This window comes from Bradyrhizobium sp. CCGB01 (assembly GCF_024199795.1).
GTDB lineage: Bacteria > Pseudomonadota > Alphaproteobacteria > Rhizobiales > Xanthobacteraceae > Bradyrhizobium.
In genome coordinates this window covers 6,984,104-6,999,470 of the sequence record NZ_JANADK010000001.1, presented here as the reverse complement: position 1 = coordinate 6,999,470, position 15,367 = coordinate 6,984,104, and the positions used below count along the sequence as shown (strand labels likewise).

The 15,367-nt window shown below is 62.3% G+C and carries 13 protein-coding genes; 3 read left to right on the top strand and 10 right to left on the bottom strand.

The annotated features are described in order from the left end of the window. Positions 1–102 precede the first annotated feature (102 nt). Positions 103–813 (top strand): Bax inhibitor-1/YccA family protein, encoded by a 711-nt coding sequence (locus NLM25_RS32640; protein ID WP_254115838.1) that lies wholly within the window; start codon positions 103–105, stop codon positions 811–813. 6 nt (positions 814–819) lie between these two features. Here the strand turns inward: NLM25_RS32640 and NLM25_RS32635 are convergent, their stop codons facing one another. The 7 genes from NLM25_RS32635 to NLM25_RS32605 all read right to left on the bottom strand — a co-directional run bounded on the left by NLM25_RS32635 (position 820) and on the right by NLM25_RS32605 (position 5,656). Beyond that, positions 820–1,323 (bottom strand): DUF1269 domain-containing protein, encoded by a 504-nt coding sequence (locus NLM25_RS32635; protein WP_254139775.1) that lies wholly within the window; start codon positions 1,321–1,323, stop codon positions 820–822. A 187-nt stretch (positions 1,324–1,510) separates the two neighbouring features. Then, positions 1,511–3,283 (bottom strand): complex I subunit 5 family protein, encoded by a 1,773-nt coding sequence (locus NLM25_RS32630; protein ID WP_254139774.1) that lies wholly within the window; start codon positions 3,281–3,283, stop codon positions 1,511–1,513. Beyond that, positions 3,283–3,624 (bottom strand): NADH-quinone oxidoreductase subunit K, encoded by a 342-nt coding sequence (locus tag NLM25_RS32625; protein WP_014493399.1) that lies wholly within the window; start codon positions 3,622–3,624, stop codon positions 3,283–3,285. Before NLM25_RS32625 ends, NLM25_RS32630 begins: the two co-directional genes overlap by 1 nt. After that, positions 3,621–4,550, bottom strand: coding sequence for an MnhB domain-containing protein (locus NLM25_RS32620; protein ID WP_254139773.1), 930 nt, complete (start codon positions 4,548–4,550; stop codon positions 3,621–3,623). Before NLM25_RS32620 ends, NLM25_RS32625 begins: the two co-directional genes overlap by 4 nt. A gap of 11 nt (positions 4,551–4,561) precedes the next feature. After that, positions 4,562–4,855: a monovalent cation/H(+) antiporter subunit G gene (locus tag NLM25_RS32615; RefSeq protein WP_028152034.1), complete on the bottom strand. Its 294-nt coding sequence runs from the start codon at positions 4,853–4,855 to the stop codon at positions 4,562–4,564. Further along, complete coding sequence (locus NLM25_RS32610) at positions 4,852–5,142, bottom strand: monovalent cation/H+ antiporter complex subunit F (RefSeq protein ID WP_071911305.1); 291 nt, start codon at positions 5,140–5,142, stop codon at positions 4,852–4,854. Before NLM25_RS32610 ends, NLM25_RS32615 begins: the two co-directional genes overlap by 4 nt. Further along, positions 5,135–5,656: a Na+/H+ antiporter subunit E gene (locus NLM25_RS32605; protein WP_254139772.1), complete on the bottom strand. Its 522-nt coding sequence runs from the start codon at positions 5,654–5,656 to the stop codon at positions 5,135–5,137. The genes NLM25_RS32610 and NLM25_RS32605 overlap by 8 nt, the downstream gene beginning before the upstream one ends. Positions 5,657–6,022: 366 nt before the next feature. Between NLM25_RS32605 and NLM25_RS32600 the strand changes: the two genes are divergently transcribed. Then, entirely contained in the window at positions 6,023–7,126 is a 1,104-nt protein-coding gene (locus NLM25_RS32600) for an efflux RND transporter periplasmic adaptor subunit (RefSeq protein WP_254124144.1), read from the top strand. Next, positions 7,123–10,188, top strand: a complete 3,066-nt coding sequence (locus NLM25_RS32595; protein ID WP_254139771.1) for an efflux RND transporter permease subunit — start codon at positions 7,123–7,125, stop codon at positions 10,186–10,188. Before NLM25_RS32600 ends, NLM25_RS32595 begins: the two co-directional genes overlap by 4 nt. 6 nt (positions 10,189–10,194) lie before the next feature. Here the strand turns inward: NLM25_RS32595 and NLM25_RS32590 are convergent, their stop codons facing one another. Genes NLM25_RS32590 through NLM25_RS32580 form a run of 3 tightly spaced genes read right to left on the bottom strand, consistent with a single transcriptional unit; the run spans position 10,195 to position 15,343 of the window. Continuing rightward, positions 10,195–12,024: an SLC13 family permease gene (locus tag NLM25_RS32590; RefSeq protein ID WP_254139770.1), complete on the bottom strand. Its 1,830-nt coding sequence runs from the start codon at positions 12,022–12,024 to the stop codon at positions 10,195–10,197. A gap of 52 nt (positions 12,025–12,076) precedes the next feature. Further along, entirely contained in the window at positions 12,077–13,906 is a 1,830-nt protein-coding gene (locus NLM25_RS32585) for an SLC13 family permease (RefSeq protein WP_254139769.1), read from the bottom strand. A 54-nt stretch (positions 13,907–13,960) separates the two neighbouring features. Beyond that, positions 13,961–15,343 carry a M20/M25/M40 family metallo-hydrolase gene (locus NLM25_RS32580; protein ID WP_254139768.1) on the bottom strand — a complete coding sequence of 461 codons (1,383 nt, stop codon included), beginning with the start codon at positions 15,341–15,343 and terminating at the stop codon, positions 13,961–13,963. Between the last annotated feature and the right edge of the window lie 24 nt (positions 15,344–15,367).

Here is a 15,367-nt window from a genome sequence, read left to right as displayed (position 1 = left end):
GGGTGATATATCTTCCGACGCTCGGGTGATCATCCGATGTCCCCGCAAGCGCCGGACCGCTAGCTTGATTTGTTCATTTGAACCAATCCCGGGAGGCAAGCGATGTCGAATTATGATCCGAATCTGACTGCCTCAGGCACTGGTGGCAGCGCGCTTGCGATCGATCCCGGATTGCGCGCCTACATGCTGCGCATCTACAATTATATGGCCGCGGGCGTGGGCCTGACCGCAATTGTGGCGTGGCTGACATATCAGCTCATGGGTCCCGCATTGCTTGAGAGCCCGTTGATGTGGGTTTTCATCCTGGCGCCACTCGGGCTAGTGTTCTTCATCGGGGCGCGCATCAATACGCTGTCGGCGGAAACGGCGCGCATTCTGTTCTTCGTCTATGCGGCGCTGGTCGGCGTCTCGCTCTCGACGCTGCTGCACATCTACACCAGCGCCTCGATCACGCGCGTGTTCTTCATCGCGGCTGCGATGTTCGGGGCACTCAGCGTCTTCGGCTACACCACGAGGCGCGACCTGTCCGCAGTCGGCAGCTTCCTGTTCATGGGCCTGATCGGCATCATCGTCGCAAGCCTGGTCAATATCTTCCTGAGGTCGACGGGGCTCGATTGGTTGATCTCGATCGTCGGCGTTGGCGTCTTTGCGGGACTCACGGCCTATGATACGCAGCGGATCAAGGCGATGTACGAGAGCAGGGACGATGCGACGACGGCAGGCCGCAAGTCGGTGATCGCGGCACTGTCGCTCTACCTCAACTTCCTCAATCTGTTCATGATGCTGCTGCGCCTGCTCGGCGGCAGGCGGTAGGCAGCTTCAGGCCGCCGGCCGCTCCGCCGCGCTGGCGAGCGCATCGCGCAGGATCTTCTCCTTGGTCTCGTCCAGGGACGTTTTCAATACGACTCCGCCGGCATCCTTGATTTCGTTCAACACCTTGTCGGCCGTCATGTTCTTGATCAGGACGAAGAGCGCGGCGTTGCCGGGGTGGAGCGAAGCGGACAGCTCCTTCATGAAGGAATCGTTGATGCCGAAATCGGACAAGGCGCCTCCAAGCGCGCCGGACGCAGCGCCGACCGCGACACCGATGATCGGATTGAGGAAGAGCACGCCGACAAGGAGTCCCCAGAAGCTGCCGGTAATCGCGCCCGTCGCCGTGGTGTTGACGAGCTGGTTGAGCTTGATGTTGCCGTTCTCCGCCTTGACGGCGATCACGGCGTCACTGATGGTGATCAAATATTCCTTTTGCAATTTGAGCAGCCGATTCCGGACTTCTTCGGCCTTTGCTTCGGTCGGGTATACGATCGCAACCAGATCAGACATGGAGACCTCCTGGGCATTCCCGCAGGGTCCGCGGGAAGACTGATGCCAACTGCATGGCGCGGAGACTAAACGGCGAATTGCAAGCTAGACATCCGAGAAAACCCTTGGGCGCGGGAGAGAATGTTCCGGATCATTAGAGCAGGGGAATCCCTCGACCCGATCTGCGCGATCCGGCTGTTCTGAGTCTTCAATTTGCGGCCAACATCGACGCGGCGAGCAGCAGCGACACCAGAAGCAGGGAGATGCCCGCGGCGGACCATTGACGGAGAACTTCGTCGCCTCTTTCGATAAGGCTGCCGAATCTAAGACAGCCGCGCCGGAGCGGACCGACCACCCTCATGAGCGCTTTCCAGGCCGCGGATGAGCCCAGCGGGTGTGGCCACGGGCTGAGCAGGATCGCGAGCGCCGCCCCTCCCAGCACCGGCAGGAGCAATTTGGATAGCGCGTCGATGCCGAACAGCTTCGATGTCGCATCATACGGGACCGGCAAATACGAATCCCAGGGCAGCAAGCCAAGGAACAAAGAACAGAGGGCCAAGGCAAGTGCCGCGAGGTCGCGGCTGAGCGGTGCTGGGCCGACGAGGGCAATCGGCTGGTCCGACGGCGCGAGCGCATGGGACAGGACCAGCACGACATAGGCGGTCGTGAACATTCCGCCGGCCTGGAGCACGACGGCCCACCACCACTGCCCCGTTCTCGCCGTGTCCTGGAGCAACAACTCCTTCGCGAGTGACGCTCCGCTCGGTTGAACACCCATCAGGGCGATACCGCCAATTGCGATCGCCAGGACGCTCAAGGGCAGGGCCCGTGCGACACCTCGCAGCCCGGTGATGCGATCGTGGCCGAGCCCGGTGTAGATTGATCCGACGGCCATGAACATCGCCGCCTTGGCAGTCGCATGGGAAACTGCCTGCAACAGGCCGCCCGCCAGGGCCTGGTCACTTTCGAGCTTCCCGGACGCGCCGAACGCAAGAGGAAACATCAGAAAGAGATATCCAATCTGAGCCAGCGTCGAATATGCAATCAGGAGCTTGAGGCGCTCTTGCCGGAGAGCGACAACGCTTCCGAACACGATCGCTCCGGTTCCCAGCGCTGCGAGCAATTGTGCGGCAGCCAAGCCGGGCAAACCTGGCATGACGTCGAACCAGAGCCGCACAAGGATGAAGAACGATCCCTTCACGACCAGGGCGGACAGGATCGCGCTGCCTGCGGCCGGTGCGCCAGCGTGAGCGGGTGGCAGCCAGAGGTGCAACGGAAAGAGTGCAGTTTTTGCGAGGAGACCGGTCGTCATCAAGGCTGCCGCGATGAGCACGCCGGAGTCCGCGCTCACGCGATGCGACAACAACTCGATATCAAGGGTGCCGTAGAGACCATAGAGCAGCGCGGTGCCCATCAGGTAGAGGACCGAGCCGAGCAGTGCGAAGAGCAGATACCGCAACGCGGCCCGAAGCGTCTCCGCGCGACCGTCGAGGGAGACCAGAGGCACCGCGGCGAACGTTAGCAATTCCAGCGCAACATACAGCGTGAAGAGGTCTCCCGCGACGAAGATCGTGTTCAGCGCCCCCCAGATTGCCAGAAGCAGGATCCAGAATGCGAAAGGTGCGCGCGCTTCGACAGATTGGGGACGAAAATCGGTTGCGGCAAAAATGGCGACCGCGCAGATCACGACCGCCGTCGTCGCGAGCATGACCGCCGACAATCCGTCCGCGCGGAGGGCTACGCCGAGCGGGGGTGGCCAGGCGCCGAGTAGGTAGACGAGGTGGCCGTCGCTCCGAGGCAGGAGCACGAGAACGGCGAGAGCAATCGCCGACCCGACCGGTACGACCGTGGAGGCGACCTGCCGGACGTAGCGCTGGCCGAGAGCGAACGCAAGCAAGACGCCCGCGACCGGCACGACGATCGACAGCACCAGCAGGAAGCCGCCGGCGGTGGTCACCAGCGCGGGGGCGGGGGGCAGCATCAGTGACCGGACGGATCGGAGCGCGGGCTCGCCGCCGCCCGACTGTTAAGCGTCGTGGAGCCTGCGATCTGAAAAAGCCGCAGCAACAAGGCTATCGCCAGAGCCGTTGCGGAAAACGCGACCACGACTCCTGTGATCACCAGCGCCTGCGGCACCGGGTCGTTGCCAAAGCCCGCTGCGGCGCCTCGTCGCCCGACGATGCCGAACAGAAGAAACACGCCGCTGCCGAGCAGGTTGAATGCGATGATCTTGCGAAGCGGTTGCGGATTGGCAATCAGGCCGTAGAGCCCGAGCCCGACCGCCGCGGCGGCGCACAGTCCGAACACCGTCACGGCGCTCATCGCTCAGCGCTCCTTTCAGGTGCACCGGCGAGCAGCAGACCGAGCGTCGTCGCGATCGTCAGGAGCATCGCGACCTCAATGCTCAGAATTAGCGGCTTGGCGAACGCAACGGGATAGGCAAGGAACGCCGACCCAAAACAGAGCCCCCCAAGGCCGACGGCAAGGAATAGGCCGGGGCCGGCCACCAGGATGAGACGTAGCCATCGATTGCGCACGGGCGGGGTATCCACCAGCCCGGCCATGATCACCAGCAGCCACATCGATGCCAGAACCGCGCCGCCCTGAAATGCTCCGCCGGGGTGATCAGCGCCCGTCCACAGCATGTAAATGCCGACGACGATGCCGGCGGGTGGCAACAGGCGCGCAAGAAAGGCGAGAACACCATTTGGATCAGCCTGGTGGCGTGGTCCGGGACGACCGCCCCAGGCCTGGTCCGACGCGAGCGACCAGACACCGACGATGGCGAGCAGGAGCACGACCTTCTCGAGCATGGTGTCCAATCCGCGGAATGCCATGAGAACGTTGGTGACGGGGTTGGTCATGCCGGTCGCCCCGGCATTCGCGACAACGGAGGGCGCGAGCGTTGGCGCCGGATCGGGCAGCAGCAGGATCGTGACGGCCAGCGCTGCCGCGATCGACGCCGACAGTATGGCCGCGCTCAAGCGCATGATCAGGCTGGGCCCTTCCGTTGTCATCGCCTCGGTATCGCGCAGCCGGGCCGCCGCACCCAACAGCACGACGCCGCCCAGGCCTCCGCCAATTGCAGCCTCGGTCAGCGCGACATCGACGGCGTCAAGACGGACCCAGATCAGCGCAACCAGCAGTCCGTAGGCGATGAAACCGACCGTGGCCGAATAGGTGTCGGGGACGGCGATCGTCCAGATGGCGAGGCCCAGCACCACGGCGGCGAGCGCGATCTCGAACACTGTTGCGATGTTCATTTGCCTGACCCGCTCTGACGTGCCGTGCGCGCGATCAATTGGGAGACGGTGGCGCCAGCGAGCAGCACGAACATCCAGATGCTGATCAGCTTCAGCCCGTCACGCAGGCCTCCTGTTTGGGGGAGCAGGCCGAGCACGACGAAACCCAGGCCGAGGTTATCGGCCTTGCTGAGCGCGTGCAGACGAGTCAGGGTGTCGGGAAAGCGAAGAAGGCCGACGGTGCCGGCGAAAAAAAAGAATACGCCTGCCGACACTCCCGCAACCGTGATGATGTCGCGTGCGACGCTCATCTGTCCTCCCCCGGATCGGCCCCATCGGTTTCGAGGCGGGAGAGCCCCTTCTTGACGAATGCGATGGATGCGAAAGTGGCGAGCAGTGCCAGTATCAATGCCACGTCGACGGCCGCCGGCACGCCTGTCACGGTGCCGAGCAGCAGCAAGACGGCAATGCCGGCAGTCCCGATCAGTTGCGCCGCCATCATCCGGTCGGCATCTGTCGGGCCACGCAAGATGGAGACCAGCCCGAGCCCCAACATCGCTAGGATCAAGCCGACTGCGGCAGTGAGGAATTCAGTCATTGTAGAGGGCTCGAACCAATGCCGCTTCCTCCGCGGCAAGTTCGGCAACGACCGGTTGCTCGACGTCGAGACAGTGATAGACGAGCTGCCCGCTCTCCTCCCCGGTTGGCACAGTGCCAGGCAAAAGGCTGGTGAGTGTCGTGAACACGTTCCGTTGCATCCCGCGTGAGAGGCCGGTCGGATAGAACACAAATCCCGGCCGCAGCGGCAGCCGGGGATCGAGCGCGCGGCGTGCGACGTCTACGCCGGCGACCACCGATTGGTATAGGAACAGCAGCGCCAGGCGGACCATGGCAGGAATTGACCGCCGGGATCTGCTCGGCTCCAGCAGGTGCAGGCTTATCCAGGTTGCTGCCGCGATTGCTGCCGCGGCGGCAGGAATATCTGTCGGATCGGCGCCGGCGAGCACGAGCCAGAGGCAAAGGAAAAATGCGGCTCTGAAAGTCGCAGTTCGCCACGATCCTCCAACCGCGACGACGGCACGCCCATATCGATCACCTGAGGACCCTGTCATCCCGGTTTCCTCGGTTGCTCCCGGATTGCGTCGTCCGGGTCTGCCGTGCTTTGAGGAAGCGCGATTGCGCGCCCCAGACGAGAATTCAAACGACGGAGCCGCGGCAGGGGTCGCGACCGCTTCACCTGACGATTGCATCATGCGTCGTGGACGGAACCGGCGACATCGGGTGATTGCCTGATCATGTCTCAGGAATCTGCTGATGGCCGAGCACGGATTCCATCCGGCACCACCGAGTAGATTTACCGATGTTGACGGCGGACTCCTTCGGCAAAAATGCGGATGGCGGTACCGGGGAAAATGCGACTGCGGACTGAGCAATCCTCCCGGCAAGATCTCACTCCCGGAATGGAACAGGTCATGTTCATGCACGGCAGCCGATCCGCGCCCCGAAACATCCTCACATCGACGCTGGTGACGGCGTTCTCGCTGATGCTGGCAGGATGTGGACGGGAAACCGAAACCAAGGACGCATCTCCGCCGCGGATCGTACGTACGGCGACCGTAGAAAAACGCAAGGTCACAACGCCGCTGACATTCTCCGGACGGGTCGAGGCAGAAGACGAGGTGAATGTCGCATTCCGGATCTCGGGACGATTGTTGAGTAATGACACCAAGATAGGCGACCGGGTCAAGGCCGGCCAGGTGCTGGCACGATTGGAGTCGCAGAATGAACTGAGCACGCTGCGGCAGGCGCAGGCCTCCCTTGCCGCCGCTCAGGGGCAATTGACCCAGGCGCGCAATCACTTCGATCGTCAGGAGACGCTGTTGGCGCAGGGGTGGACCACGCGCGCTAACTATGATGCCGCAACCCAGGCGCGGCAAACCGCGCAATCGCAAGTCGATGCGGCCGAAGCGCAACTGAACTCTGCGCATGACCTCGTTGGTTTCACCGAACTCAAGGCTGATGCACCCGGTGTGATAACAGCCACAGGTCCGGTCGCCGGCGAGGTCGTCCAAGTCGGGCAGATGATCGCCAGGATCGCACGGCAAAACGGTCGCGATGCGATCTTCGATGTCCCTGCTCAATTGATCAGATCGGCCTCCACCGATCCAGAGATTACTGTCAGCTTGGCTGACGATCCGTCGATAACGGCGCAAGGGCGCATTCGCGAAGTCGCTGCACAGGCCAGTGCTGTGACCCGAACCTTCGAGGTCAAGGTCGGCCTGACGGATCCGCCAGCCGCGATGCGGTTGGGTGCGTCAGTGATAGGGCGAGTGAGTACCACTGCAGGGCCGATGATCGATATTCCATCTTCCGCGCTGACCAGGATGAACGAGCAGCCCGCCGTATGGGTCGTCGACCCGGCCACCGCCACGGTCGCGGTGCGCAATGTGGACGTGCTGCGATTCGATGAAGCGCAGGCCATCATTTCCCAGGGGCTCGACATCGGCGAAATAGTTGTCACCGCCGGCGTTCAGGCGTTGCATCCGGGTCAGAAGGTCCGGATCCTTGGATCCGAGCCATGAGCGGAATCAATCTTTCCGACTGGGCTCTGAAACACCGTTCGCTGGTCGTCTATATGATGATGATTGCGGTGGTCGGGGGGACGCTGTCCTATTTCCGGTTGGGGCGAAACGAAGATCCCGCCTTCATCATCAAGACCATGGTCGTCCAGGCCGCGTGGCCCGGCGCAACTGTGGAAGAGACGATGAAGCAGGTGACTGAGCGCCTCGAACGTCACTTGCAGGAAACGCCGCATCTGGACTTCCTGCGGAGCTTCACAAGGGCCGGTGTCGCGACCGTCTTTGTAAATCTGAAGGGGAGCGCGAATGCGAAACAGGTGGCCGACACCTGGTACCACGTACGAAAGACGATCGGAGACATGCGTCATACACTACCCGCAGGCGTGATCGGGCCGGGATTTAATGACGAATTCGGTGATACATTCGGCATCATCTATGGCTTTACCAGTGACGGCTTCACTCGGCGCGAGTTGCGCGATCGGGTCGAGGACATCCGCTCAAGGCTGCTTCTCGTACCTGACGTGTCAAAGATTGAGCTTCTGGGCGAACAGGATGAAGTGATCTTCGTCGAGTTCTCCACGAAGGAGCTTGCGGCCCTCGGAATTGATCGGTCCGCTCTTATTGCGGCGCTCCAATCGCAAAACATCGTGCGTCCGGCGGGAACGATACAGACCGGCCTGGAAAGCATCTCGATTCGGGTATCAGGCAGCTTCCAATCGGAGCAGGACATCGCCAACATCAATTTTTCCGCCGGTGGCCGCATGCTCCGCCTGAGCGATATTGCGCAGGTGCGACGCGGCTACACGGATCCGCCCCAGCCGATGTTTCGGATCAATGGCAAACCGGCAATAGGCCTTGCAATCGCCATGCGGGATGGCGGCGACATTCTCGCGCTCGGCGCCAATATCAGAAAAGCAATGGCGCAAATCACCGCGGATCTCCCCATTGGAATCGAGCCCAGCCTGGTCGCCGACCAGCCCGTTGTCGTCGATCAGGCGATCCGCGAGTTTACGGTCTCGCTGATGCAGGCGATCGGCATCATCATGGTGGTGAGTTTCATCAGCCTGGGCGTACGACCCGGCCTGATCATCGCGCTGGCCATACCGTTCACGCTGGCGATCGTGTTTCCGATCATGGGACTTCTCAGCATCGATATGCAGCGAATCTCGCTTGGCGCGCTCATCATTGCGCTCGCATTGCTGGTCGACGATGCGATGACGACGACCGACGCAACGCTCAGTCGGCTCGCAGAGGGCGCAAGTAAGATCGAGGCGGCAACTTTCGCATATCGGACCCATGCAATGGCGATGCTCGCGGGCACGCTGGTCACGATAGCGGGCTTTATACCGGTCGGCTTTGCCGCGAGTTCCGCCGGTGAATACACGTTCTCGCTCTTCGCAGTGGTCACGATCGCACTTCTGGTTTCCTGGTTCGTTGCGGTCATTTTCACGCCGCTGCTCGGAGCAGCGATCCTTGTTCCACCGAAGCAGACAAGTACGGCGGATCCGGGCAGGATCTTCCGCATGTATCGGAGTTTCCTGACTGTCGCGATGCGCGCGAAATGGCTAACGATCGCGATCTCCTTGGCGCTCTTCATTTGTTCGGTGCTTGCGCTGCCGCTCATCCCGCGACAATTCTTTCCATCGTCGGACCGTCCCGAATTGCTCGTGGACCTGAGCTTGCCGCAGAACTCGTCAATCCACGCGAGCGAGGCTGCGGCAAAGCGCCTGGATGCTGCCCTTTCGACCGATGCCGATGTTGCGCGGTGGAGCACCTATGTCGGGCGCGGCGCCATCCGCTTCTATTTGCCCCTTAATGTTCAGCTACCGAACGATTTCTTCACGCAGGCCGTGGTGATCGCCAAGGATGTCGCTGCGCGCGAGCGCCTGCATGCCAAGCTCGAAAAGCTGCTCGCGCAGGACTTTCCTAACGCGATTGCGTTCGTTTCTCCACTTGAGCTCGGACCGCCGGTCGGATGGCCGGTGCAGTATCGGGTCAGCGGGCCCGACGTGGAACGGGTGCGCGAAATCGCGCTCAAAGTCGGACAGATCGTAGCCTCCAGTCCGGACACCAAACAGGTGAATTTCGATTGGATGGAACCCAATCGCCAAGTGCGTATTCGCGTGGACCAGAACGAGGCTCGCCTTCTCGGCCTCAGTTCGCAAGCGATCGCGACAGTCCTGAATACGGTCATATCCGGCACACCCGTTACCCAGGTTCGCGACGATATCTATCTGGTCAATGTGGTGGCGCGTGCGACCAACGAGCAGAGGGGCTCGCTGGACGGTCTGCGCAACTTGCAGGTGGCGCTGCCGGGTGGGCAAACTGTTCCTCTCAGCCAGTTCGCCTCCTTCGAATATGACCAGGAGTTTCCGCTCGTCTGGCGGCGCGATCGCATTCCGACCCTGACGGTTCAGGCTGCTATTGCCGGCGACAAGCTGCCGGAGAGCGTGGTTACGTCGCTTTCGATGGCGATCGAGAACTTCAGAAAGAGCCTTCCTTCGGGGTACAGCGTCGTCGTGGGTGGCACCGTGGAGGAAAGTCAGAAGTCGCAGGCGTCTGTGCTGGCAGTGGTGCCGGTGATGCTGTTCGTCATGTTTACCGTCCTCATGGTGCAGCTCCAGAGCTTTCCGAGGCTGTTCATGGTGCTCAGCGTGGCGCCGCTCGGCCTTATCGGCGTGGTGGCAGCGTTGATGCTGTCCGGCAGGCCCCTGGGTTTTGTCGCCATTCTCGGCGTGCTCGCGCTGCTGGGCATGATCAGCAAGAACGCGGTCATTCTGATCGGTCAGATCGACGCCGAACGCGCTTTGGGCAAGACGGCCTGGGACGCTGCGGTGGATGCCAGCAGTTCCCGTTTTCGGCCGATCATGTTAACGGCCGTATCGACTGTTCTCGGGATGATTCCAATCGCGCCAACAGTATTCTGGGGACCGATGGCATTTGCGATCATGGGCGGACTCCTTGTCGCCACCGTTCTGACGCTGGTCTTCCTGCCGACGCTGTATGTCGCCTGGTTTGCGCGGGACGAGAAAGAGCAACCGTCCGCGGGATCGCGCCCGGCCTGACGGCCGCTAGAATCGGAGCAGCCAAGGCACCAGCGCCAGGGTCGTTACCATCACGACGACGGTAAAAGGGACACCAATCTTCAAAAAATCGCCGAAACCGTAATTGCCCGGTCCGACCACCAAGGTGTTCACTGGCGAAGACACAGGCGTCATGAAGGCGGCCGAGGCTGCGATGGCGATAGTCATCGCGAAGGGATACGGCGAGGCGCCGATGTCCTTCGCGACAGCGAGCGCTACTGGCGCCATGAGCACCGCGGTTGCCGTATTCGAGATGAACAGGCCAAGGGCAGCCGTGATCACGAAGAGCAGCGCCAACAGGACTCGCGGTGATGCCTCGCCCGCAAGATGCGTCACCGCGTCGGCGGCGAGATCGACGCCACCGGTTCGTTGCAGCGCCAGCGAAAAGGGCAGCATGCCGACAATAAGAACCAGGCTCTTCCAATTGATCGAGGTATAGGCACTGTTGAAATCCACGCAGCCCAGCAACCCCATCAGCAAGCAGCCGATCAGAACCGCGTGCACGTTCGGCACCACACCGCTGACCATCATACCGACCGTCAAAGCCAGCACCGCCAGAGCCTGAGGTGCGAGGTTCGCGGCCGGCAGAACCTCTTTGTGCTCGGTCGGCAGGTTCAGGACGACAAGATCCGAGAATTCGGATCGCAGCTTGCGGATATCAGACCAGAAGCCGGTCAGCAGAAGGGTGTCACCGACCTTCAAGGTCTCATCGAGCAGCCCCTTGCTCACGACCTCGCGACCGTGCCGCAACCCCAGCACCGTCAATCCCATTTCGCTACGGACCCGCGCCTGCAAAACGCTCGATCCGATCAGCCTGGATTCCGCCGGGACGATGACTTCGACCATGCCGATCGCCTGCGAACGATCGGTGAAGTAGCAGCCATCGCCCAGAGGAATCTTCTCGACTTTATAATCACGCAGCATCCGATCGGTCTCGACATTGGGCGCGATGACGTCGAGTAGCAAGATCTGCCCGGCGGCCAGTTCGGTCCGTGCATTCGGGCGGCTCACCTCGGTCCCAAAGCGGCCGGGGAGCTCGATGGCGAGCAGATTCACGCCACGGTTCCGGAGCGGAAGCTCTTCCAGACGCTTGCCGATCAGCGGCGAGTCAGTCAGCACGCGCACGCGCAAGGCTCGATCGGCGAGGCCATACTGCGTCACCCAATCAAGCAAGTTCGGCTGACGGCGCTCGCCATCCACACTCTTGGCCGAGACGGGCAGAAACTGCCGCGCGAACAGCATATAGGCAACGCCGAGCGCCAGGAATGTGAGCCCAAAGGGCGTGAAGCTGAAAAAGCCGAAGCCTGCCGCACCTTGGCGGATCAGCTCGGCGTTGACCACGAGATTTGGCGCCGTCGCAACGAGGGTGAGCATGCCACTGATCAGGGCCGCAAAGCTCAAGGGCATCATCAGCTGGCTCGGCGCGGCACCTGTGTTCTGACAGATGCGCAGCACGACCGGGATGAAGATGGCCACCACGGCCGTCGAACTCATGAATGCACCGAGCCCGCTGACCGCGAGCATCAGCAGCACCAGCATGCGCGTCTCGCTGCTGCCGGCGGTCGCGTCCAGCCAATCGCCGAGGCGACGCGCCACACCGGTGCGCACCAGCCCTTCTCCGATCACGAAGAGACCTGCGATCAGCACGATGCTGGGATCACTGAACCCCGCCAGCGCCTCGTTGATGGTAATCACCCCAGTAAATGGCATGATCACGATCATCAGCAGCGCGACCGCATCCATGCGCGGGCGATTGGCCATAAACATCACGATCGCGGCCGCAAGCAGCAGAAGAACCAAGGCAAGATTGGTGTTCATGCGGAAATACCCGGTCGGTTAAGACGCAATCCAATCATGCTACGCAAACTGCTCATCCTGCGAATGGCCAGAGCATCGGCACGAGAAACGTGCCTACCAGGAAGAACCAGAGCAGCAACGGTAGACCCATCCTCCAGAAATCGCCAAATCGATAGCCGCCGGGGCCCTGCACCATGAGGCTCGCTGAGGCAGCGATTGGCGTAAGAAAGGAAGCGGCCGCAGCCACCGCCACAGTCACCAGCGCGGTGCGCGGCGAGACACCGACGGCTTCCGCGGAGGCAATCGCTATCGGAATGACGATGAGTGTCGTCGCTGTGCTGCTGATCAACTGACCGATTAGTGCCGTGAGCAAAAATAGCCCCGCCAGCAGCGCGTACGGGCTCGCATTGCCGACAATGGCAACGAGGGTATCGGCGATGAGATAGGCTGCACCCGTCTTGTACATGGCGGTCGAGAGCGGGATCAGCGAAGCGACCATGATCAGCACGTTCCAGTTGATCGCCCGATAGGCTCGTTCGATCTTGAGTACGCCCAGCAGGATTACCGCGCAGGCCGCCGCCAATCCAGCGACGACTCTTGGCACGACGCCCGTCGCTAGCAGCGTAACCATGACCGCGAGAATGACAATGGCGCGCACGGAGCCGGTGCCCAGGGGCCTGGCCTGGCTGCGGATCATGTCGGGGGCAGCAATGACGAGCACGTTGGGATCGCGCCCGTACTCCTCAAGCGCCTCCCAACGGCCTTGCAGCAACAGCGTGTCACCCGCCGCAAGAACGGTTTCGCCCGGCCCGAGATTCTCGCCGCCGCGTTGAACGCCCAGGATAATCAGATCACCACTTTCGGTGACCATGCCGGGGAAGACGGTCTCACCGATCAAACGAGAGCGGGGCGGAAGAACCACCTCGGAGAAGCCGTGGCTATCGTTAAACAGTGCCTCCCGCATTTTGCCGATCGTCTCCTGGCAGGGCGTCAGGCCATGCTGCTCTGCGAACGCGTCCATCGCCGCCTGTTCGCCGCGCATGATGAGTCGATCGCCCTCGACGAGAGAATGCTGCCACGAGATGCTGTTCTGGCGGCGCGGGCGAATAGCGATGAAGCTGAGCTCCGGGTGGTTCTCGCGCTCCAGCCGCGATTCCAGCACCGCCTGCAACGTGCCGCGATAGGGCGAGGCGGCGGTGATCTCGAGCTGATACACCTGGTCAAACAGCTTGTATTGCTCGGTCAGCATGCGCGAATGATGGCTCAGGTCCTCCGGCATCTCCCGGCTAGTGCGCACCGGCAGCAGCATATCGCCGAAAAGAACTACGATGGCCACGGTACCGGCCAGGAGTGGTACGCCGATCACCGTCATCTCGAAAAAGCCGAAGGGCGCGAGGCCGACATCGCTTGCCGCGTCGGACAGCAACACGTTCACAAGGCTTCCGGTCAGTACCAGCATCGAACCCGAATAGGAGGCGAAGGCGAGAGGCATCATGAGTTGTGCAGGCGGACGCTTGAGCCGGACGGAGACGATCACCAGCACGGGCAGCAGGGCAGCCACTGCGCCCCCCGAGCCGATCAGCGCCGTGAGAAAGGCCACGAGCAACATCGACAGCACCAACAGGCGTGTCCGGCTTTCGCCGGCGTAACGGATCAGCACCTGGCCTGCCCACGTGGTGACGCCGGACGAATCCAGGCTGGCACTCACCACGAAGAGCGAAGCAATGAAGAGTATCGTGGTGTCGCCGAAGCCTGCCAGCGCCTCGGAGAGCTCCAGAATGCCGGTCGCGTAAAGCACGAGTGTCGCACTTAGCGCCACGACCGCGACCGGCACCCGGTTCGAGACGAACAGCAGCACCATCGTGGCGATGATGGCGAAAGTGATGAGGATATGCGGCGTCATCGCACCTCGCGAGGGCGGTCCGGCCCGGAGCCAGCGCTGCGTGCCCGTGCCGCTCTACCGCGACAGCGCTTCCAGAATACGTGCCCAGGAGCGGATGCCCTTATGGAAGCTCTTGAGATTGTACTTCTCGTTCGGGCTGTGGATGCGGTCATCCTCGAGGCCGAAGCCTGCAAGCACCACGTCCATGCCCAGCGATTGTTTGAGCTGATGGGTCACGGGAATGGAGCCGCCACCGCCGATGAAGACTGCGGGCTTGCCCCATTCGGCCGTCAGTGCGTCGCGCGCTTTGCCGAAGGCCGGGGCATCGATCGGGAAGCGGATCGCCTGACCCGCGCCATGCTCCAGGAATTCCACGCGGCAATCGGCCGGGACGCGTGCATGCACATGCTCCCGGAAGGCTTTGCGGATGGCAAGGGGGTCCTGATCGAAAACCAGGCGGAAAGACACCTTTGCGGATGCCATGGCGGGAATCACGGTCTTGAATCCGGCCCCCTGGTAGCCGCCGCCCATGCCGTTGATTTCGCAGGTCGGGCGCGACCAGACCATCTCCAGCGCGTCGCGGCCCTTCTCGCCGGCGAGAACCGAAAGCCCGATGGCGCCGAGGAAGGACTTTGCGCTGAAGTTCAGGCTGTCCCATTGCTCGCGCAGCGCCTTGGGAAGTTCCGGTACGCCATCATAGAAGCCGCGCAGCGTGACGCGTCCGTTGTCGTCGTGCAGGTCAGAGAGGATGCGGGCGAGGATGCGGTTCGGATTGGCCGCGGCCGAACCATAGAAGCCCGAGTGCAGGTCGCGGTCGGCGGCGTGTATGATGACCTCTTCACCGCAGAGCCCGCGCAGCATGGTCTGGATCGCCGGCGTCTCGGGGTCCCACATGTTGGTGTCGCAGATCAGGCCAATATCTGCGCGCAGTTCGGCGGCATGGGCATCGAGAAAGCCGGGCAGGTTCACGCCACCGGATTCCTCTTCGCCCTCCAGCAGGATCGAAACCGGAATCGGCAGTTTGCCGGTGACCGCCTTCCAGGCGCGGCAGGCCTCGACAAAGGCCATGAGTTGGCCTTTGTCGTCCGCGGCGCCGCGGCCCGTGATGATCTTCGCGCCATCGGGCATCGTCTGGATAGACGGGTCAAAGGGATCGCGCTCCCAGAGCTCGAGCGGATCGACCGGCTGCACATCGTAATGGCCGTAGAACAGCGCCGAGGGGCCGGGCACGTTGCGGTCATGCGCCACGACCATCGGGTGCCCCGGTGTCGGGCGCACCGAGGCGTCGAAGCCAATGCTCTTGAGGTCGGCCACGTGCCATTCGGCATTGGCCGTACATTCGGCCTTGTAAGCCGGATCGGTCGAAATCGACTTGATGCGCAGGATCGCGAACAGACGCTCGAGGGCCGCATCGAGATTTGCGTCGACGTTGGACAGGACATCATCGAGCTTGGTCATGGAGCCCTCCGGAGGGTCTTCTGA

Coding starts and splice junctions, on each gene's coding strand:
- NLM25_RS32640 (WP_254115838.1), top strand. CDS start 103: ATGTCGAATTATGATCCGAATCTGACTGCCTCAGGCACTGGTGGCAGC.
- NLM25_RS32635 (WP_254139775.1), bottom strand. CDS start 1,323: ATGTCTGATCTGGTTGCGATCGTATACCCGACCGAAGCAAAGGCCGAA.
- NLM25_RS32630 (WP_254139774.1), bottom strand. CDS start 3,283: ATGCTGCCCCCCGCCCCCGCGCTGGTGACCACCGCCGGCGGCTTCCTG.
- NLM25_RS32625 (WP_014493399.1), bottom strand. CDS start 3,624: ATGAGCGCCGTGACGGTGTTCGGACTGTGCGCCGCCGCGGCGGTCGGG.
- NLM25_RS32615 (WP_028152034.1), bottom strand. CDS start 4,855: ATGAGCGTCGCACGCGACATCATCACGGTTGCGGGAGTGTCGGCAGGC.
- NLM25_RS32610 (WP_071911305.1), bottom strand. CDS start 5,142: ATGACTGAATTCCTCACTGCCGCAGTCGGCTTGATCCTAGCGATGTTG.
- NLM25_RS32605 (WP_254139772.1), bottom strand. CDS start 5,656: ATGACAGGGTCCTCAGGTGATCGATATGGGCGTGCCGTCGTCGCGGTT.
- NLM25_RS32600 (WP_254124144.1), top strand. CDS start 6,023: ATGCACGGCAGCCGATCCGCGCCCCGAAACATCCTCACATCGACGCTG.
- NLM25_RS32595 (WP_254139771.1), top strand. CDS start 7,123: ATGAGCGGAATCAATCTTTCCGACTGGGCTCTGAAACACCGTTCGCTG.
- NLM25_RS32590 (WP_254139770.1), bottom strand. CDS start 12,024: ATGAACACCAATCTTGCCTTGGTTCTTCTGCTGCTTGCGGCCGCGATC.
- NLM25_RS32585 (WP_254139769.1), bottom strand. CDS start 13,906: ATGACGCCGCATATCCTCATCACTTTCGCCATCATCGCCACGATGGTG.
- NLM25_RS32580 (WP_254139768.1), bottom strand. CDS start 15,343: ATGACCAAGCTCGATGATGTCCTGTCCAACGTCGACGCAAATCTCGAT.